This is a genomic window from Priestia iocasae (genome assembly GCF_016909075.1).
Lineage (GTDB): Bacteria > Bacillota > Bacilli > Bacillales > Bacillaceae_H > Priestia > Priestia iocasae.
The window spans coordinates 334,832-354,445 of sequence record NZ_JAFBFC010000003.1; the positions used below are offsets into that span (position 1 = coordinate 334,832).

General features: G+C 36.8%; 23 protein-coding genes. 8 read left to right on the forward strand and 15 right to left on the reverse strand.

Annotation, left to right across the window (positions count from 1 at the left end; genetic code table 11):
• Positions 1 to 32: 32 nt before the first annotated feature.
• Complete coding sequence (locus JOC83_RS09805; RefSeq protein WP_205186672.1) at positions 33 to 764, reverse strand: alpha/beta family hydrolase; 732 nt, start codon at positions 762 to 764, stop codon at positions 33 to 35.
• Between the two features lie 314 nt (positions 765 to 1,078).
• Here JOC83_RS09805 and JOC83_RS09810 point away from each other — a divergent pair, with 314 nt between their 5' ends.
• Together JOC83_RS09810 and JOC83_RS09815 are read left to right on the forward strand one after the other, a co-directional pair.
• On the forward strand, positions 1,079 to 1,858 hold the full coding sequence (locus tag JOC83_RS09810) for a hypothetical protein (protein ID WP_205186674.1): 780 nt from the start codon (positions 1,079 to 1,081) through the stop codon (positions 1,856 to 1,858).
• A gap of 10 nt (positions 1,859 to 1,868) precedes the next feature.
• Positions 1,869 to 2,321, forward strand: coding sequence for a hypothetical protein (locus JOC83_RS09815; RefSeq protein WP_205186676.1), 453 nt, complete (start codon positions 1,869 to 1,871; stop codon positions 2,319 to 2,321).
• Positions 2,322 to 2,374: 53 nt separating this feature from the next.
• Here the strand turns inward: JOC83_RS09815 and JOC83_RS09820 are convergent, their stop codons facing one another.
• Complete coding sequence (locus JOC83_RS09820; RefSeq protein WP_378913290.1) at positions 2,375 to 3,253, reverse strand: YitT family protein; 879 nt, start codon at positions 3,251 to 3,253, stop codon at positions 2,375 to 2,377.
• Between the two features lie 318 nt (positions 3,254 to 3,571).
• On the opposite strand from JOC83_RS09820, the gene JOC83_RS09825 reads away from it, so the two are divergent.
• From JOC83_RS09825 to JOC83_RS09835, 3 genes are all read left to right on the forward strand, one after another.
• The gene (locus JOC83_RS09825; protein WP_205186678.1) at positions 3,572 to 4,378 is read left to right on the forward strand and encodes a DUF4397 domain-containing protein; all 807 of its coding nucleotides are present in this window, start codon (positions 3,572 to 3,574) and stop codon (positions 4,376 to 4,378) included.
• Positions 4,378 to 5,019, forward strand: a complete 642-nt coding sequence (locus tag JOC83_RS09830; protein ID WP_239583446.1) for a class F sortase — start codon at positions 4,378 to 4,380, stop codon at positions 5,017 to 5,019. Before JOC83_RS09825 ends, JOC83_RS09830 begins: the two co-directional genes overlap by 1 nt.
• 208 nt (positions 5,020 to 5,227) lie before the next feature.
• Entirely contained in the window at positions 5,228 to 6,082 is an 855-nt protein-coding gene (locus JOC83_RS09835; RefSeq protein ID WP_205186680.1) for a glycerophosphodiester phosphodiesterase, read from the forward strand.
• Positions 6,083 to 6,347: 265 nt separating this feature from the next.
• Here the strand turns inward: JOC83_RS09835 and JOC83_RS09840 are convergent, their stop codons facing one another.
• From JOC83_RS09840 to JOC83_RS09890, 11 genes are all read right to left on the reverse strand, one after another.
• A complete protein-coding gene (locus JOC83_RS09840; protein WP_205186682.1) occupies positions 6,348 to 6,863 on the reverse strand; it encodes a GNAT family N-acetyltransferase in 516 nt (171 codons plus the stop codon).
• Positions 6,864 to 6,885: 22 nt separating this feature from the next.
• Complete coding sequence (locus JOC83_RS09845; RefSeq protein WP_205186683.1) at positions 6,886 to 7,383, reverse strand: GNAT family N-acetyltransferase; 498 nt, start codon at positions 7,381 to 7,383, stop codon at positions 6,886 to 6,888.
• Positions 7,384 to 7,808: 425 nt separating this feature from the next.
• Entirely contained in the window at positions 7,809 to 8,576 is a 768-nt protein-coding gene (gene yidC / locus JOC83_RS09850) for a membrane protein insertase YidC (RefSeq protein ID WP_205186684.1), read from the reverse strand.
• Positions 8,577 to 8,612: 36 nt separating this feature from the next.
• Positions 8,613 to 8,879, reverse strand: a complete 267-nt coding sequence (locus JOC83_RS09855) for a hypothetical protein (RefSeq protein WP_205186685.1) — start codon at positions 8,877 to 8,879, stop codon at positions 8,613 to 8,615.
• Positions 8,880 to 9,108: 229 nt separating this feature from the next.
• Positions 9,109 to 10,056 carry an aminoimidazole riboside kinase gene (locus tag JOC83_RS09860; protein WP_205186686.1) on the reverse strand — a complete coding sequence of 316 codons (948 nt, stop codon included), beginning with the start codon at positions 10,054 to 10,056 and terminating at the stop codon, positions 9,109 to 9,111.
• A 26-nt stretch (positions 10,057 to 10,082) separates the two neighbouring features.
• Positions 10,083 to 11,468, reverse strand: a complete 1,386-nt coding sequence (locus JOC83_RS09865; RefSeq protein ID WP_205186687.1) for a sucrose-specific PTS transporter subunit IIBC — start codon at positions 11,466 to 11,468, stop codon at positions 10,083 to 10,085.
• Positions 11,469 to 11,721: 253 nt separating this feature from the next.
• Complete coding sequence (locus JOC83_RS09870; RefSeq protein WP_205186692.1) at positions 11,722 to 12,549, reverse strand: PRD domain-containing protein; 828 nt, start codon at positions 12,547 to 12,549, stop codon at positions 11,722 to 11,724.
• Between the two features lie 36 nt (positions 12,550 to 12,585).
• On the reverse strand, positions 12,586 to 13,089 hold the full coding sequence (locus JOC83_RS09875) for a PTS sugar transporter subunit IIA (RefSeq protein WP_205186693.1): 504 nt from the start codon (positions 13,087 to 13,089) through the stop codon (positions 12,586 to 12,588).
• Between the two features lie 262 nt (positions 13,090 to 13,351).
• Positions 13,352 to 13,978: an FMN-dependent NADH-azoreductase gene (locus tag JOC83_RS09880; RefSeq protein ID WP_205186695.1), complete on the reverse strand. Its 627-nt coding sequence runs from the start codon at positions 13,976 to 13,978 to the stop codon at positions 13,352 to 13,354.
• 366 nt (positions 13,979 to 14,344) lie between these two features.
• Positions 14,345 to 14,728, reverse strand: a complete 384-nt coding sequence (locus JOC83_RS09885) for a hypothetical protein (protein ID WP_239583447.1) — start codon at positions 14,726 to 14,728, stop codon at positions 14,345 to 14,347.
• Between the two features lie 71 nt (positions 14,729 to 14,799).
• A complete protein-coding gene (locus tag JOC83_RS09890; RefSeq protein ID WP_205186696.1) occupies positions 14,800 to 15,378 on the reverse strand; it encodes an inorganic phosphate transporter in 579 nt (192 codons plus the stop codon).
• Positions 15,379 to 15,595: 217 nt separating this feature from the next.
• Here JOC83_RS09890 and JOC83_RS09895 point away from each other — a divergent pair, with 217 nt between their 5' ends.
• The 3 genes from JOC83_RS09895 (at position 15,596) to JOC83_RS09905 (ending at position 17,322) form a co-directional block, all read left to right on the forward strand.
• On the forward strand, positions 15,596 to 16,762 hold the full coding sequence (locus JOC83_RS09895; RefSeq protein ID WP_205186698.1) for an FtsW/RodA/SpoVE family cell cycle protein: 1,167 nt from the start codon (positions 15,596 to 15,598) through the stop codon (positions 16,760 to 16,762).
• 148 nt (positions 16,763 to 16,910) lie between these two features.
• Positions 16,911 to 17,066 carry a hypothetical protein gene (locus JOC83_RS09900; protein WP_205186700.1) on the forward strand — a complete coding sequence of 52 codons (156 nt, stop codon included), beginning with the start codon at positions 16,911 to 16,913 and terminating at the stop codon, positions 17,064 to 17,066.
• An 85-nt stretch (positions 17,067 to 17,151) separates the two neighbouring features.
• The gene (locus tag JOC83_RS09905) at positions 17,152 to 17,322 is read left to right on the forward strand and encodes a hypothetical protein (RefSeq protein ID WP_205186702.1); all 171 of its coding nucleotides are present in this window, start codon (positions 17,152 to 17,154) and stop codon (positions 17,320 to 17,322) included.
• A 39-nt stretch (positions 17,323 to 17,361) separates the two neighbouring features.
• On the opposite strand, the gene JOC83_RS09910 is transcribed toward JOC83_RS09905, so the two are convergent.
• Positions 17,362 to 18,813: a SulP family inorganic anion transporter gene (locus JOC83_RS09910; RefSeq protein ID WP_205186704.1), complete on the reverse strand. Its 1,452-nt coding sequence runs from the start codon at positions 18,811 to 18,813 to the stop codon at positions 17,362 to 17,364.
• A 288-nt stretch (positions 18,814 to 19,101) separates the two neighbouring features.
• Complete coding sequence (locus tag JOC83_RS09915; RefSeq protein ID WP_239583448.1) at positions 19,102 to 19,515, reverse strand: CBS domain-containing protein; 414 nt, start codon at positions 19,513 to 19,515, stop codon at positions 19,102 to 19,104.
• Positions 19,516 to 19,614 lie beyond the last annotated feature (99 nt).

Below are 19,614 nucleotides of genomic sequence, written 5' to 3' on the forward strand. Positions count from 1 at the left end.
GTACAAAGATTATGTGTAAAAACATTTGATTTTCAATAACCATTCAGCCATTTTATAGTTTCACGAACCAATCGATCTTGTTGCTCTTCAGCTGAAATTGTAGCTTTTTTATCCCCTCTTTGCTCTCCATATAGACCGAATTGCGCATGATTCCCACCTTCTATCTCCACAAACGTTGTTGAAGATGGAAGTAGCTTTTTCGTTTCTTCAATCTTACTTGTTGTTGTTAAACCATCTCGCTCACCATAGAGTGATAAAACTGGCATATTCGTAGATGAAAAATCATTTTTATTCATCGGATACGAAGCGAGGAAGACCACGCCTGTTAGGTTATCTTGATTTTTATACGCATAATTTGCAGCCATGACACCACCTAATGAATGTCCTCCAATAAACCACTTTTTCACTTCCGGGAAATCCGTGATCACATCATCTGCTCGATTTCCACTAAGAAAAGCCATATTAAATGGAAAGTTAACAACGGCTACTACATAGCCATTTTTTGCTAGCTGTTGTGCATAATACGCATATGCTAGTGGCTGCACTTTTGCACCTGGATATAAAATGTAGCCTGCCTTCACTTGTTGATTAACAGGTTGAATCACATAATATGTATCTTTTTGTGTTACGTTCTTTTCATCTACTAGTCGTGACAGCTCATAGGAAGGAGTGTAATCAAACCGAGACCAAACAACAAATGTCAGCATTGTCATTAGTACAATAACAATTAGACCGACACATCCAATTTTCAAGATATTTTTCACTACTTGTCCTCTTTTCTTTCAGCATCTATAGAAACTAACGTCATTCAAATTTTATCTTTGTGCCTTCTACCTTTGCAAGGATGAATACTTAGGGAAGAGATAATTAATCAGAAATGAACGAATCGACTCAATCTTTTATTTCGTTTGTTTTCTTACCATTCATATTAAAGAAACGAAATATTCACCTCTTAACAAACTTCTATAAAATAAACGACTCATTTTTTCTCCTATATCCTATGTAGTGTAGAAAACAAATGAATGAACACAAAAAAGTTCGCACACACTATAAAAAACGACCGTGAAGGATGTTTGTCATGGAAAATTTCTCACCAACAAACAAGTATAGACGCTTCAAGGCTCATATTAGTATTTTTGGAACAACTCAAATTCATTTACGAAATCCTTACATTGTCGCTTGGTGGTCAGCAGCATTTCCTGGATTCGGACACCTTTTATTATCAAAATATTTAAGAGGGTTTCTACTATTCATTTGGGAGGTTTATATTAATATTCATTCCAACCTTAATTTGGCGATGGTTTATTCTTTTTGTGGAGACATCAATCGTGCCAAAGAAATCATTGATACAAGATGGATTTTACTGTACATTCCAGTCTATATTTTTGCGATATGGGATAGTTATCGAACAACCATTGACTTAAATAAAGTGGCTATATTAGCTGAGCGTGAGAATGCGCCATTTAATTCGTTTAGCATTGGCTCATTAGAAGTGAACTATCTCGATCAACGAAACCCCTTGTTAGCGGTCATATGGTCCGCTTTTATGCCAGGAACAGGCCAATTATACATTCACCGCATTTTAACTGGTTTCTTTTCTCTTGTTTGGGTGGTGGTGTTCTATTATCAATCCAATCTTCTTCCAGCTATTCATTATTTATTTTTAGGAAATGTGGCAAAAGCTAGTGCGATTTTGAATCCCGAATGGCTCTTATTTTTACCTTCAATTTATGGATTCTCTATCTATGATGCCTATAGTAATACCGTCGAAAACAACAAGCTATTTGATAGTTACCAACGCAACTACTTAATTAAGAATTATCAACGTTATCGATTTCGGTTGCCGTTAAGAAAATAAGGAGTTTGCCATGCAGATTTTTTCTACTTTTACTTATTCTACCTATTTAGAACTTGCCATTACATCGCTTGAACAAAAAGGCATTAGTCCTTATCAAATATTAGCTATTCCACTTGAAATTCAAAAAGAAAACGTTTCTTTATTCGACTCCATTCATCATTCAGATGGCATTAGCTTATTTGACACAGGAGCGGCTTTAGGAACGGCTTTTGCAGTAATTGGAGCAAGTGTTGGATTTAATTTAGAGTGGGGTCCTATTTATTGGGGATTAATAGGAGCAACAGGTGGATTCACAGTTGGTTTTTTATGTAATTATATTTATTACAAGTTCATAAAAAAAGTAAAAAAACAGGAGCAAGGACCAGAAGTCATTCTTATTATAGAGTGTTTGCCACATCAGGTAAATGACGTAAAGAACATTCTAAAAGAACACTTTGCTTTGGCAACGGCTGTTTTACCTTAACTCACTAACAATTAAACCTTAATAAATGATCAGCATAGCTCGATGTTTAATTGTTAGTGAATATCTCTCTTCTTAAACCTACCTCCTTTTACTTCTGATATGCTCGCAACCGCAAAGAATGCACCTGAATCAATCTCTTCAACAATGGCTTTTAATTTTGCTTCTTCTAACCTTGTAATAACACAAAAAATGACTTTTTTATCATCTCCTGTATAACCACCTTCTCCATTTAAATACGTAACACCTCTTCCTAAACGAGCTAAAATCGTTTCACCAATTTGTTCAAACTCGTCACTGATGATCCATGCAGATTTCGATTCATCTAATCCCTGTATCACAACGTCAATGGTTTTAAATGCAATGAAATAGGCCATTAATGAATACATGGCTCTATCCCATCCAAACACAAAACCTGCACTCCCTAAAATAAACAAGTTAAAGAACATGATGGTTTCACCAACTGAAAATGGTGTCCGCTTATTAAATAGAATGGCTAGAATCTCTGTTCCATCAAGAGAGCCACCGTAACGAATAACCAAACCTACTCCTATTCCTAAAATAATTCCCCCAAATACAGCGGCTAATAGTGTATCAGTAGTAAAAGCAGGAAGCGAATGAAATAAAAGAGTGGACAACGATAGTACCGATACCGCAAATAAGGTTGAGATTGCAAACGTTTTTCCTATTTGTTTATATCCAATAAAAAAGAATGGCAAGTTACACACAAAAAGATAGACGCCTAGTTTAACGCCTGTTAAATGAGCTAAAATAATGGAGATACCTACAATACCCCCATCAATAACTTGATTAGGTACAAGAAAAGCTTCAAGACCTACTGCCATAAAAACAGCTCCAACAAATATGAAAAAGGTACGCTTAATAATATTCCTAGTCGATAGTGCTTGATGCTTCGGCTTTGGCTTTTGAATCATCTCTGCTTCCATCTCCCACTTCCTTTCTTCTATTAAAAGCCTTGATTACTTCATTTATCTTCCTTCTTTCGTCCTCTCTATATATTTATGACAACTATTTTTCATCATCACTTCAAAAAACTAAAAAAAGAATGTATATCTATTTTGAATTTGCGCATCCTAACAATGCGTATAAAACATCCATTTTTTACCTTAAAATAATTGTCACAATTAACAGCACATTGAATGGTTTTCAAATTTACATAATGGGTATAAGATAGGTGTACAACATTTGCGCAAATGTTAAACAAAAACTATACAACGAAGGAGTTGGAAGATTTGAAAAAAGTTAAAGCGTTAGTTACTTCTTTTCTAGCAGTAATGGTATTAGCCTTTTCAGGAAGCTTAGCATCTGCACAAACAACGGAGGAAGCGATGGTGCGTATTGTTCACGCTTCACCTGATGCTCCAGCAGTTGATGTATATGTGAATGACGAAGCAGTTGTTGAGGGTGCTGACTTTAAAGCAGCAACGGATTATTTAAGTGTTCCAGCAGGCACACATAAAGTAGACATTTATGCAGCAGGTACAAAAGGGCAAGAAGATGCTGTTATCTCAACGGAATTAACAGTTGAAGGTGGAACAGCATACACAGTAGCAGCTGTAAATAAAGTTGCAAATCTTGACTTAAAAGTATTAAAAGATGAAATGAATGTATCAGATGGAAAAGCGAAAGTACGTGTTGGTCACTTCTCTCCTGATGCACCAGCTGTAAATGTAGGTGTAACAGATGGCCCAACGTTATTTGAAAACTTATCTTTCCCTAATGTTTCAGACTACGCTGAAGTAGACGCTGGTACATACAATTTAGCTGTAACAACAGCTGAAGGTAATCAGCAAGTTCTTGATTTAGCAGGTACAAACTTAGAAGCAAATACCGTTTACACTGTCTTAGCAGTTAACACAGCTGATAGCCTTGAACCATTAGTATTAAAGGACGCAACTGCAATGCCTTCTGAAATGCCGAAAACAGGTATGGGTGGAGCTTCTGAGCAATCTGGTTCAATCCTTCCAATCTTACTTTTTGCAGGTATGGGAATTGCGGCACTAGTCGTATTACGCATTCAAAAAGGCTATCAAAACTAATGACCAAAACGAGATGGATCGCTACATTTAGTACTTTTGCCATCATTGGATTAGTCGGATGTACACATCAAGCTACAAGCACTGTACAGTCCGAGCCGACTATTCAACAAGCAAATATGGTAGAAACACAACCGACGTCAAAATCAAACTCTTCTTCAGCAGCCGAGTCAATTGATGTTTCTACTCCATCTCAATTATCCATACCTAAGTTAAACATCCAAGCGCCAATTGAAGAGACAGGTCTTACAAAAGACGGTCAAATGGGCGTACCAGATGATGGTGAAACGGTTGCTTGGTTTGAACCTGGCACTATTCCCGGTCGTGAAGGAAACGCTGTCCTTGCAGGTCATGTTGATGACAAAAAAGGACCCGCTATTTTCTATCACTTAGGAAAGCTTGAAACAGGTGATGAATTGTTTGTTTCTGATGAAAATGGAAATGTACTTACATTTGTTGTTAAAACAAAACAAGCTTATCCACGTGACAAAGCACCTATTCGAGATATCTTTGGTCCAACATACAATCGTCAGCTAAATTTAATTACATGCACAGGGCTATTTGACCGCAAAAAAGGGACTCATGAAGAACGCCTTGTTGTCTATACGGAATTAAAAGAAACTCGAGCCACTGCAAGTAACTAAAGATCACTTACAACACCCCTAGCCTCTATCATTCAATTAAAAATGGATGGATAGACTAGGGGTGTTTTTTACGATGACAACTCTAGGAGCATTTTTTCGATTGCTTCAAACCTCTTTTTATCAAAAACTTCTATGTCCTTTTCACTTTTACATAATCTTCATAAAGTTGTGCTACGCTATAGATAAGTCATTATTTGAGGAGGAACGTATGAGAAGAAACGTTTTGTACTTATGCATCATTATCCTTTTAACAACCATCGTTTGTGCTTTTACATACGATGATTCTTCCATACAAAACAAACAAAATCACGTATCGATTATTGCTCACAGAGGAGCTTCTGCTTATGCACCTGAACATACGATTGCTGCTTATGAGCTAGCTAAAGAAATGGGCAGCGACTATATTGAAATTGACTTACAATTAACAAAAGATGGTCACCTCGTTGCAATGCATGATGTAACCGTCAATCGCACAACGAATGGATTTGGATTTGTTAAAAATCTTACATTAAAAGACATTAAAAAGCTAAATGCAGGAAGTACGTTTAATAAACGTTACCCAGATTTAGCTAAGCCACTGTACAACAAACAGAAAGTACCAACGATTGATGAAATTTTTCAACACTTTGGTAATGACGTCCACTATTACATTGAGACAAAATCACCTCAATATGGAGTGGGTATAGAACAAAAGCTGTTCAATAAATTCAAGCAATACAACATTGATACTGAGCGTGTCATCGTTCAATCATTTAGTAAAAAAAGCTTGAAAACACTTCATAAGCTAGATTCAAAACTAAAGCTTGTTCAACTCATTAAGTATGCTAGGCATGCAAAAATTTCTGCTCAACAAATTCAAGAATTAAAAACATACGCAAGTGGCGTTGGCCCTAATGCCTCTTCACTTAATCCAACGTATATTCAACATATACGAAAGCATCAACTCGACGTTCATCCTTATACGGTGAATAGCAAAAAAGAAATGAAAAGGCTGATCGACTGGGGGGTAACGGGCATGTTTACAAACACACCCGATCTTTTATATCGAATGTTACACAACTGAGTGACTCATTGAGAATAAAGTTGTTTCATGACCATCTCACTTGTAAGAGCTCGCATAAAAAAGTTTTATTTCCTTTTTTATGCGAGCTCTTCTTTTTTCGAATGATGAACAAAAAGACGATAAAAAAAGATTGGCAGAACATCATGTTCTGCCAATCTTTTTGTCGTAGGAGTTTTTGCTACTTGCTTTTTTGCATACTTCTTTTTACTTCTCACAAACCATTATAGCTCAAAGAATGCTGAACACAAGCACTGTTACAGCATTGTTATGAATTTGAAACATTTGAGATCACGAGCATCATATGCTCCTCATCAATAAATTGATTATTGATTTTAAGTGCATTTTTTTCATAGCCATATCGCTCAAACCCAAGCTTTTCATATAACGCTTTTGCTTGTTGATTGTCGGCTGCTACGACAAGATAAATTTGCGTTAACTCTTCGATTTGTTTTGCTTGTTTAATAGCTCTTTGAAGTAGCTTTTTCCCTGTTCCGTTTCCACGCGCAATTGGAGCTACGTACATGCCCCAAATATCGCCTTTATGGTTAACTTTGAGAGGCTTTCGCTGATTAAATCCGACTATACCTACTAACTCCCCGTCTAAAAAAGCTCCCATAATAAAAGAAGTAGATTCTTCTGGGAAGCTCTTCTTAATTTCACTTAGCTCTTTTTCCTTTGCCTCTTCATAGCTATTTACAAAGCTTTCCGGGTAATCTTTCAATGCTTGTAACCGTAGAGCCCAGTATGGTTCTACATCTTCTTTTGTTAATAGTCGAATCATGGCATCACCTTTCATCTATGTATCATAGGAATTTGTCATAACAATAAAAGAGATTGCTTTTCCCATGAAAAGACATTGTTCCTACTTTTGTATATCCATTTTTCTCAAATGTTTTTTGCGCTTTTTCGTTCAGCGAATATGTATCAATTTTCATATATGGTACATGATGTTCTTTTGCAACTTGCTCTGCATGTTGAATGAGTTTCGTTGCAACTCCGCCTTTTCGAACAGTTGGATTTACTACTAGGCGATGAAACGTATATGCTTCTCCCCATTTTCTCCAATCAATCGACTTGTATTCTTCAGGCTCATGTTGGTCGACTGTAATCGAGCCGACCACTTCACCGTTTTCTTCTATTACATACAAAGTGCTATTTTGAACATCACGTTCAAAAATCGAACGTACAGGATACGTCTCATCCCATTGATCGACACCTTCTTCTTTCATGATATTTACTGTTTCCTTTACCATATCCATAATTACTATAAGATCTTGTGCTGTTCCTTTTCGAATTCCCATTATTTTACCCCTCTCTTTCTTACTTTAGTTTATCCTTTTTTCCATCTAATCAAAATGAATACGTCTTCCTCAATAAAAAAAGAAGCTCCATTCTATGGACTTCTTTTTCATTGATAGCTTGAATGCTTAAGCGCTCTCTTTTCTCACGATTAAGTTGACTATGTGCACAGCATAAGTCGTTAGCGTTTCGATTACATTGTGCTCTATACAAAAAACAGTTTCTTTAGGCAATTTTTTCTATAGAAGCTTTACGATGTCACGCCTTGCCCTTACACAAGTTACGCCATCTCACCCAATATTTTACTAAAATTAGTGTACTTTATGAAACGGTTTTCAAGTCAAGTGATTTTTTACAAATTCTTCTTTCAAATTAAAATTAGACAAACAAAAAACTCAGTTTGAATGAACAAACTGAGTTTTTTTGTTTATTTTGACGCTACTGGCTGAGCAGCATCTTTACTTTTTAACAGTTCCATGCGCTTTTTCAGATAATAACCTTGAACGATCCCGAACAAGTTACCGATTACCCAATATAGTGCTAACGCTGACGGAAGTGTGAAACCAGCAATAAGAACAAAGACAGGCATAATGTTCATCATTATTTTCATCGGTGGCTGAATTTCATCTGTCATGCTTACACGAATTTGTAGGAATGTCGTAATTGCTGCAACAACCGGTAAAATAAAATACGGATCGGGTTGTCCTAAGCTAAACCATAAAAATGAGTGTTCAGCAATTGCTGTTGTACGGCCGATTGCATAATAGAACGCCATAATGATTGGAAACTGAAACAAAATCGGCAAACATCCACCAAGTGGGTTGATTTGATGCTTTTGATAAAGTCCCATCATCTCTTTTTGCATTTTTTGCTGTGACTCAGGATCTTTTTTCCCTGCATATTTCTTTTGAATGCTTTCCATTTCAGGACGCAACGCTTGCATTGCCATCGTGCTTTTTTGTTGCTTCATAATCAGTGGTAATAATACAAGGCGAATAATAATGGTTACGGCAATAATTGAAAGACCAAAGTTGCCACCAAGCCATTCAGCCATCGTTGTTAACGCAACAGACATTGGGTATACAAAGTAATGATCCCAAATCCCCGTGCTTTCTGACGTAATTGGTTCACTCATACTACAACCTGTTAGTACTAACATTAACAATGCTATTAAAAGAATCCATTTTCGTTTCATTAATTCAATTCCTCCTAAAAAGTGAAAATATTTACGTTATGAAGCGATTAGAAGGAAAGAATCTTCATCATCATTCTTCTTTTCTTTCATCGGTTTCTTCTTATATATATACGTAAATAAATCGAGACGCTTCCATAGAAGGAAGACAGAGCTGTCTATTGTTATATCTGTTTCATATACAAATCGTTGAGAATGAAACAATAAATGTCTAGATTCTCGTACGATATAATAACAAATAACATAAAACAAAATAGCAGACATATACGGTACATATATAAAAAGGTCTTGATAAAAAAATTCCATGTGTCGACCTCTTTCATAAACGACATTTGTACTATATGAGTGTAGCATGTACACACACATTTCACAACGTTGTTCATGACAATTACAAAAAAGTTTCAAAATGAACTAGAAAAATCACGACAAATGGAAAAACAGTGCCTTAGCATAACATCCCTTGTCCATCTGTCCATTTTATTCTAATGGATCTTATAGACAAGGGATGTTGAAGATTCAGCTAACTAGAGCGTATTTACTTATTTAAAATCTGATTCACTTCTTCAATGGTTGGTAAAGCCGTCATTGCTCCTTTAGTCGAAGCAGCTAGCGCACCTGATACGCTCGCAAAGCGGCCAAAACGATTCAAATCCTCTTCTGTTAAGTCAGAAAGATTTCCTTCAAACTCATTTACGCAATACAGCATCCCTGATACAAATGCATCACCAGCGCCCGTTGTGTCAACTGCATTTACCTTCATTGCATCAATTTTCACACGCGCATGTTGGGAAATAGCATGGCTTCCTTCTGCACCTAACGTCACAATTAACAGCGGGATATTGTAATGAGCTAGCGCTTGAATTCCCTCTTCAATGTCTTCCATTCCTGTAATGAACGCAAGCTCTTCTTCTGAAATCTTTAATACATCGGCATATGGAATCATTTCTATGATTGTTTCTTTTAACGCGTCTTTCTCTTTCCAAAGCGTAAGGCGAATGTTCGGGTCAAATGACACCACTACACCATTTTCTTTTGCTAACTTGACTGCTTTTATTGTTGCTGAGCGCGCTGGTTCACTAATCATAGAAATCGTACCGAAGTGCAGAATTTTATGATTTGAAAAAATCTCTTTCTTCACTTCTTCTTCTCGTAAAAAGCGATCTGCGCTTGGGTCGATGTAAAAATCAAAGCTTCGCTCACCATTTTCAGCAAGCGTGACAAATACCGCTCCCGTTCGTGCCTCATCTGTTAATGTCAGTTCAGACGTATTTACACCGTAGCTCGTTAAGGTTTCTTGTAAAAAGCGGCCTAATACATCGTCTCCTACCTTACCTAAAAAGGTTGAAGGTAAGCCGAGTCGTGCCACTCCTACTGCTACATTAGCAGGTGCACCACCTGGACTTTTTTGATACGTTAAATTTGTTTCATCAAGTGGAATAAAGTCAATTAACGCTTCACCTAGTGAAATTACACCATTTTTCATGTTCTTCTTCCCCTTTATACCAAACATTAGTCTTCTTTTAGCTTCATAAAGAATGTAATTGTAAAGGCAATACCAATCGAAATAACCATTCCAATAATATAATGAATTAAGTTAGATAGACCGAGTGGTGCTGCAATTGCCATCATTGGAATTCCAGTTAAGCCATAAGCATTTGCTGCTACATTCATCAATACAACATATCCTCCACCGACAGCTCCACCGATTGCTGCAGCAATAAACGGCTTACGTAGCTTCAAGTTCACACCAAAAATAATTGGCTCTGTAATACCAAGGAATGATGATACCGCTCCTGGAATCGCAATTTCTTTTGTTTTCTTGTTTTTTGTTTTAAAGTAAACCGCTAGGCCAGCTCCTCCTTGTGCAACGTTCGCACAAGCCCAAATTGGTAATAAAAAGTTCACACCAATACTTGGATTTGCAATCAATCCTGCTTCAATTGCATGGAAACTATGCTGTAATCCTGTTAATACAATAGTTGAGTATAAGCCACCGAACACGATTCCAGCGACAAAGCCAGCTGTGTTATAAAGTGATTGTAAACCAACTGAAATTAAATCACCAATGTATTTTCCAAATGGACCAATCACAATTAATGAAATAAAGCCTGTCATAATCACTGTAACAAACGGTGTAACTAATAAATCAATTGCATTCGGTACAACTTTACGTAACCCTTTTTCAATTTTACTCATCACATAAATGGCAAGTAAGATTGGGACAACGGTACCTTGATAGCCTAAGAGCGGAAACTCATAGCCTAGAAACGTCATATACTCCGGCTGTGCATCAGCTAACGTCCATGGGTTCAATAAATTTGGGTGTGTTAAAATCCCACCAATAACGGCTCCCAAATATGGGTTGGCTCCAAACTCTTTGGCTGCTGAATACCCAATTAAGATGGGTAAAATGATAAAGGCTGCACTTGAAAACATGTCTAGTAAAACAAAAAGAGCACTATCTTCGGATACCCATTTGAATGCGCGCATCATACCAAGTAATCCCATTAGCAAACCACTTGCTACAATCGCTGGGATAATTGGAACGAAGATGTTTGATAAAACACGTGCAAAACGAGCAAACGGGTTCATCTTTTTCTTCATCTCATCTTGATGATTGACGGCCTCTTCTTTTTGTTCTTCTTGAAGGTCGATTTCTTTAGCAAATGATGCGTATACTTTGTTTACTAATCCTGTTCCAAAGATGATTTGAAATTGACCGGAATTTGAAAATGCCCCTTTTACATCATCAAGTTCATCAAGACCTTTTTGATCGACCTTGCTTTCATCACGAAGAACAAGACGAAGGCGTGTTGCACAGTGCTGGGCGCTGACAACGTTTTCTTTACCGCCTAAAAGTGGCACGAGCTTCTTTCCTGTTTCTTTTGGATCCATGTATAATCCTCCTCTAATTTTTCTTAGGGTTCGTTACTTTCACTCATCTAATAAGTCTAAAAAACAAAAAAGACCTAAAACATAGGCAAAAAAGGATACAAAAAAAGTGTCCTTTTCTCTACATGTTTTAGGTCTTGCCTGCCTTACCAGTCACAATCCCGATTTATTGAATCAATACGTTTTCATTTTATCTCCTTCGACATCATTCGTCAATTGTTTTGTTTCTTTTTCGAGCAAGAACAATCACATTCAGTCAAATACGATCTTTAATGCGATGAACATGAAGCGTAATATAACCGATTTCAGATTCAGGAAATGTAATGTCGTACTCTTCTTTTAAAAACTGCCTAACCTTTTCTGCACATTGAAATGATTGTTCGTATTTCGTTTTCAAAATTGCCAACATGTCTTCATCCATCGAATGAAACGGCTCTTTTTGCTCAACTCGATTTAACGCAAATCGTAAATGTGTAAGAAGTCGTTGATATGAAATGCTGTCTTCGTCCATCTTGACGTTTAATTCTTGTTCAATGATTGTAATCATTTCGTTGATTATTGTGGCATGCATCATCGCTTGCTGCATACTCGATGTCTCTAGCTTTGCCGTGTGAATATGAAGAGCAATGTATCCAGCTTCATCGATTGGCATATCAACATCTAATTGCTTACGAACGTGTTCTACTGCCCATAATCCAATTTCATATTCTGGACGGTATAAGGCTTTAATTTCATTTAATAACTTATTTTGAATGGAAATACCTCGTCGCAAGCGTTCAATCGCAAAAGATACATGATCGGTTAAGGCAATATGGATATGTTCGCTCAACGTCACTTCAAGTTCTTTCTCAGCGTAAGAAATAATATCCTCTGCCACTTCAATATGCTCTTCAGGCAAGTTACGTAATATTTCTTGAAACTTTTCATTTTCTTCTTTCATGACGAACAGCTTTTCCACTTTCCCCATATTGATTGGATCATTTTTCTTTTTTTGAAATGCAATACCAGGGCCCATCGCAATTTTTTCGATGGACCCTTCTTTAATAACCGCTGCATTGTTGTTTAAAACTTTTAAAATCTTCAACCTAACGCTCCTCCTCTACAGGAAGAAGACGATTCATTACTTCATCGTCACTTTCGCAGATTCTGTTTGACCTTTTTGTACAGTACCTTGTGCTACTACATCAAATGAAGCCATTTGATCACTGTTTGTAATGACAACTGGTGTAATAGTACTTTTCGCTTTTTGTTTTACAAGCTCTAAGTCGAATGTAACAAGTGGTGAACCAACTTTTACTTTGTCACCTTGCTGAATGTGCGCTTCAAATCCTTCGCCTTCCATCGCAACTGTCTCAAGACCGATATGTATAAGTACCTCTGTACCTGCTGCTGTTTTTAAACCAATCGCATGTTTTGTATGGAATAGTTGAACCACTTCCCCTTCTACAGGTGAAACAACTTGTCCTTCTGTTGGCTCAATCGCAAATCCATCACCCATCATTTTTTGTGAGAACACTGGGTCTGGTACTTCGCTTAAAGGTAAAATTGTTCCTGTTAATGGTGCAACAAGTGTTGTATCTTTTGAAACTTCTTTTGATTTACCGCCAAATAATTTTTTAAACATGTTAATCACCTTTCTTTTACAGTTGTGTTTTTGTTTTTTAGCTTACCCCATCACACAAGTGTCAAAACAAAAAAAGCATGAAGAAAGAAATGTACTCTCCTACACGCTTCACATGAAAGTCAATACGTTCATTATTTAAACATGGTTTTTACCGGCTTGTAAATAAAAATGTTTTAAAAATAACATTTTTTTCTATTAAATATAAAATCATGGCGAATTACCAATTTTCCGTAATTCGCCATGACCATTTATAGTTTTTAACTTAGAAATTGCGTGCTACCTCTTTTGCTTGAGCTTCTGCTTTTGAGAAGATTGCTTCTGCTTCTGCTGGTGCTGCTGCCATACCTTCCGATACGACTAGTTGGAAATCTGTAATGCCGATAAAACTCATTACGGCACGTAGATAGCTTTGTGTGTGCTCAAGTTCTGCTGCTGGACCTTCGGAATAAACACCGCCACGAGCTTCTAGTAAAACCACTTTCTTGTCCCCTGCTAACCCAACTGGACCATTTTCTGTATATTTGAATGTTTTTCCTGCCATTGCGATGTTATCAATGTATGCTTTCATTAATGGTGGGAAGCTAAAGTTCCACATTGGCGCCGAGAAAACAATTTTATCTGCTGCTAAAAATTGATCTACTAATTCTGTCATACGTGTTACTTTTGCTAATTCTTCAGCCGTTAATTCTTGACCACTTGCTGCTTTTCCCCACGCACTTAACACGTCACCATCGATGAACGGAATGTTTTCATTGTACACATCTAACGTAGTCACTGTATCTGTTTGGTTCTCTGATTGATATGCATCTAAAAATGCATTTGCTAATCGTGCTGAAAATGATGCTTCATCTGTTTTAGGGTTTACTTTTACATATAATACGTTTGCCATATTTCTCATCTCCTCAAAGTTGTTAATTCATATATTTTTAATTAAGTCTATCTTACATAAAAAATAGATAAATCATTTATCGTTAAATCATTTATCTTTACTTCGAGATTTATTATATAACGACTTTTATTTACCGTCAACTCTTTTGGTTAAAATATTTTTACTTCAAAATAAATTAAGTTGTTTTGCTTTTAAATGCCTACTTAACCACCACTACTTGCAGGAATGATCAACCTGCTTTATCAATACTTCGCCTTCCTTCAACTCAGTTTTAAACGATCAGACTACATGAAATTGATAAAAAACACCTCTTCCACTCTATTCCTCAATGATGATGAATGAAAAGTGGAAGAGGCATTTAGTTTATTAGAAGCACTGAAACTCGCGAATTGTCCGTAAGTCAAGACCAGAATACACCCAGAAGAATCCAGTCCATCTAAATCCTGCTACAGATTTGCGACCTACATATGTTGGATAAAACCAGAACTGTCGCCCGTTATTTTGCCAAATATACGTATAGCGGAATAAACAGCTTCTGATAGCACCAGGGTCAACCGCAAGTAAAGATGGGCCACTAGCGCTACTAGCACTTAATTGGGGTGTAAAGGAAGGTGGTGGGGATGTCGGCGGTTGTACCCCTCCTTGACCTCCTTGACCTGGCGGTGGTGATGATGGAAATCCTGGAGGAAATGATTGTCCTCCTCCCCCAATTGGAATACCAATAAACCTCGGATCATATGGATAGTACATGTTTTTTACCCCTTTCAATGACTTTGGCATACTAACATACAATATGCGTCTCTGAAGGGATAGGTGAATGTCTATTCGGTTTTAGGCGGAGCAGGCGTCGTCGTATCCTCTGCTTGGGGAAAGAAACGTTCAATTTTACCATATATATAAAAGATGACAATTAAGGTGAGTCCTAAGATAAGTGGATGCTGAATAAACTTTTTTACAAAGACATCTTCATTTGCTGGTATTCTTTTCAAAATAATGAATAGGATGAACATTGACCAAAAAAGAGCGAGCAGCGAAAAGAAAAGCCATACACTATGAGCTTGTTCAATGGAAACGACTTGAATTACCCATACGCCTATGATTCCACTTATCATACCTGAAAACGAGCCCACTACAATCGCAAATGTGGAAACAGGAATGGCTACAAACCAGCCAACACCTAATCCAATAAAAGAACCAAATAGAGTGGCCATAAATGGTGGTTGTGCAAAAAAGAAATAACTCCCCATCCCTACTAAAAATCCTACATTCGCTCCTACAATCATTGAAACGAATGTTCCTACCTTCGCTTGAACGTGAATATGATAGCGTGTCATATAGAAGCATGTCCAAAGAAGAAATAAAAGTAAGACTTGTACTATGATAAGTTCTCCCATCGTCATCTCGTTCTCTCCTATTCTCTCTTAATCTATGTTCTACTATATGCGCACTCTTCTTTCTATATGATTTGATATAGAAAATATCAAATAAAGGCATCCTCTCTTTTTCCACATTACACCAAGTGTATACTCATGCAAAAATCCTATTTATGTTGTATGATGGTTCATGTATAATTAAGTGCTGTATTGTGTTGAGAATTACGATTGACAGGTGAATATAATGAGTGAAAATCAAACGAATGTTAGTAGATTCGATTGGAATCTAGCCTTTATTTTGTTCCTCTTTTTTTGTGTAAGTAGTATTGCCATTTATAGTGCACAAGCTATTGGTCAGTATGGTGAAAACTTCTTAGTTAAACAAGTTGCTTTTTACATCATTGGATCTGTGATTATAGCGGTTGTTATGCGTTTCGACTCAGAACAATTTCAAAAATTATCATGGGTGTTATATGGACTAGGTAACTTACTCTTAATTTTATTAATTGTCGCTCCTCAAGGTATCGCTCCTGAAATTAACGGAGCTAAAAGTTGGTTTCGACTACCAGGTTTTTCATTGCAGCCTTCTGAATTTATGAAAGTCTTTTTAATTATTGCTTTAAGCACTGTCATTACAAAACATAACGAAAAATATCGGATTCGTCACATCAGAGAAGATTTCATTCTTCTTTTTAAAATGGGATTAACGTTATCTCTCCCTTTGCTGTTAATTATGCAACAGCCTGACTTAGGTACAGCGTTAGTGTTTCTTGCTATTTTTTCAGGTCTTGTTTTTGTGTCAGGTGTTACATGGAAAATTATCGTTCCTATCTTCTTAGGAGGAGCAACGCTAGGGGGCTCTATTCTAGCACTTGTGATCTATGCTCCTGATTTACTAGAGAAATATCTAAAAGTAAAAGCGTATCAATTTGGTCGTATTTACTCATGGCTTGATCCATATACATATAGTGGTGCGGAAGGATATCACCTAAAGAAATCGCTAGAAGCTATTGGATCAGGAATGGTAAACGGTAAAGGTTTTGCAAATGGTGTGGTGTACTTGCCAGAGAGTCATACCGACTTTATCTTTGCAGTAATCGGTGAAGAGTTTGGATTTATCGGTGGTAGTATTGTTATTAGCTTATTTTTCGTGCTAATTTATTACTTAATCAAGCTTGGTCTCGAAACACGTAATGAATTTAATTCCTACTTATGTGTTGGTGTAATCGCTATGATTACCTTCCATGTTTTTCAAAACATTGGCATGACGATTCAAGTTTTACCTATCACAGGAATTCCTCTTCCATTTATCTCTTATGGAGGAAGTTCTTTAATGGGTAACATGTTAGCGATGGGCTTAATGTTTAGCGTATCTTATCACTATAAACGATACATGTTTGGCTCAGAATAAGATCACAATTGAACGAAGCAAAAAACCTTGCCTACTAGATCCAGTAAAATTTATGGATAGATGGGCAAGGCTTTTTTATGTTTACTTCCTACTTTTCTCGGGTACATCTTTCATAACAGTAATCATAGACTAGAAAGGAAGATGAAAGATGGAAAACAGAGATTATAAAGTAGAGCGCAGAGAAACAAAAAGAGATAGTGGAAAGGTAATGTCTACATTTATTAAATATGCTGCGTATTTAATTATCTTTTTCGGTGTGATTTGGTTTTTAATCAACTATCTTTTACCAATGTTTCAAGGGTAATCATCTTGAAATCACGATCTCCTTTATGGTATAGTACAATAAAGAAAGCGCTTACATGTGTTGTTCATAAAAGGAGATGATTGCGATGATGGATTACCAGTATCGACGCAAAGCATACGAAATCTTATCTGAACAAAAAGAAGAAGTCATTGAAGAATGTAAGCAGACCTATACAACGAATAAATATAATCATGTACTCAAAAGCATGACGCTAAGTATATCAGCATTTTTCGCATGGATAAATGATACGTTTTAAAAAGCCGCACGGGATATTTTCCCGAGCGGCTTTTTAAAATTAATGTCCTGAAACAGAATGTAAGCCGAGACGATCAACAATTTGCTGACTTTCTGCATTTAATCCTGTCACAACGACTTGTTTATTTAACTTTTTATATTTTTGCATCACTTTTGCAATTCCCGTAACGGCAGATTGATCCCATACATGAGAATGAGTAAAATCAATATGAATCACTTCTGGATCTTTTTGATAGTCAAATTCATCAATAAAGTAACTCATTGTACCAAAGAATAGTTGTCCAGATACAGAATAAACCTTTACCCCGTTTTCAAGCTTTGAAGTTGTACGGATTTTTGCCATTTTCCAGCCAAATGTAACAGCACTTAAGACAATTCCTAACATAACACCTAACGCTAAGTTATGTGTGTATACGACAACTGCTACTGTTACAACCATCACAACCGCATCCGATACCGGGTAACGCTTTAAGTCTTTTAATGACTGCCAATCAAATGTTCCAATTGATACCATAAACATAACTCCAACAAGAGCTGCCATTGGAATTTGTGTGACAACATCTCCTAATACAATGATTAAGAATAATAAAAACACACCGGCAATAAGAGCAGATAATCGCCCTCGACCACCTGACTTCACATTGATGACTGACTGACCAATCATTGCACAACCAGCCATTCCACCAAAGAAACCAGTCACAATGTTCGCAATTCCTTGTCCACGCGCTTCTTTGTTTTTATCAGACTTAGTTTCTGTTGCTTCGTCAACAATCGTTGCTGTTAACAGAGACTCTAATAAACCAACAATCGCAAGCGGTAGTGAATAAGGTAAGATAATCATTAATGTTTCCAATGATAACTCAACCATTGGAATATGGAAGACTGGTAATGAGCGAGTAATCGCCCCCATATCTCCAACTGTCTTTAAATCGAGTCCTCCAAAGATTGCAACTGCTGTCATGAAGACAATCGCAATAAGTGGAGATGGTACAGCCTTTGTAACCATCGGCAATAAATAAATGATTGCAAGCGTTCCAGCAACCATCGTATACATCATCCAGTTAGCACCAACAAAGTGCGGTAGCTGTGCTGTAAAGATTAAAATAGCCAGTGAATTGACAAAACCAATCATAACCGTTTGCGGAAGGAATGACATAAATCTGCCAACTTTTAATACCCCTAGAATAATTTGAATAATTCCTGTTAGCACCGTTGCAGCAAATAAATATTCGATTCCATGATCTCTCACAAGGTTAATCATTAATAACGCCATTGCTCCTGTTGCCGCCGAAATCATACCAGGACGCCCACCTGTAAAAGCAATGACTACTGCAATACAAAATGAAGCGTATAATCCAACCATTGGATCTACACCTGCAATAATAGCAAAGGCAATTGCCTCAGGAATCAGCGCAAGCGCAACCGTCATCCCTGATAATACGTCACCTCTGACGTTTGAGAACCATTCTTGCTTGAATGTTGCTAGGTTCATTTCATCACCTCATATTCAATTTTTAAACCATACTGACTTTCGACTCTCACGAAAGTCGGGACCGATAACAACGAAAAACATCATAACATAGATTAAAATGATTGCAAACACCTATGAAAACGATTAAAAACTGGCTTTTTCTACTTTTTTCTTTCAATTTCTCTTGTTTTCTCCCTTCCTCATTCTTTTGACACATTTTTGTAACATAAAAAAACGCAAGCCGTATGGCTTACGTTTTTGATGAACATTTAATGAGAATGAAATGAATGAACTATTAGTTTATCTTTATTAACATTCTTTTTCAGAAATGTGAGATAGTGCCTGCCCAGCACTTTGGTCTGCTTGTTGACGTACAGAAAGATCTCCTAAAGAAACCATTCCCACTAAGCTTCCGTTTTCGATAACGGGTAAACGTCGAATTTGATTCTGAGACATAATGCTTGCTGCTTCTTCTAAAGATGCATCAGGTGATACTGAAATGACGTGATTTGACATAACGCTTGATACGTTTGAGTTAGCATTACCAGATGTTAGTCCACGTACAACCATATCACGATCTGTAATCATTCCAACAACTTGGTTGTTTTCCACAACAGGTAACGCTCCAATATTAGATGACTGCATTTTAGAAGCAACTGAACTTAAAGCGTCTTGATTCGAACAGCTTTGAACATTTGAACTCATAACATCACGAACTCGCATACGTAAATCCCCTCCTGTAAGATAAGTTACAGAAGTATTATGTGATGATTAGTCGTTTCTATCCGACTTATCGTCCTCCAAATTTTGATAGCAGATTTG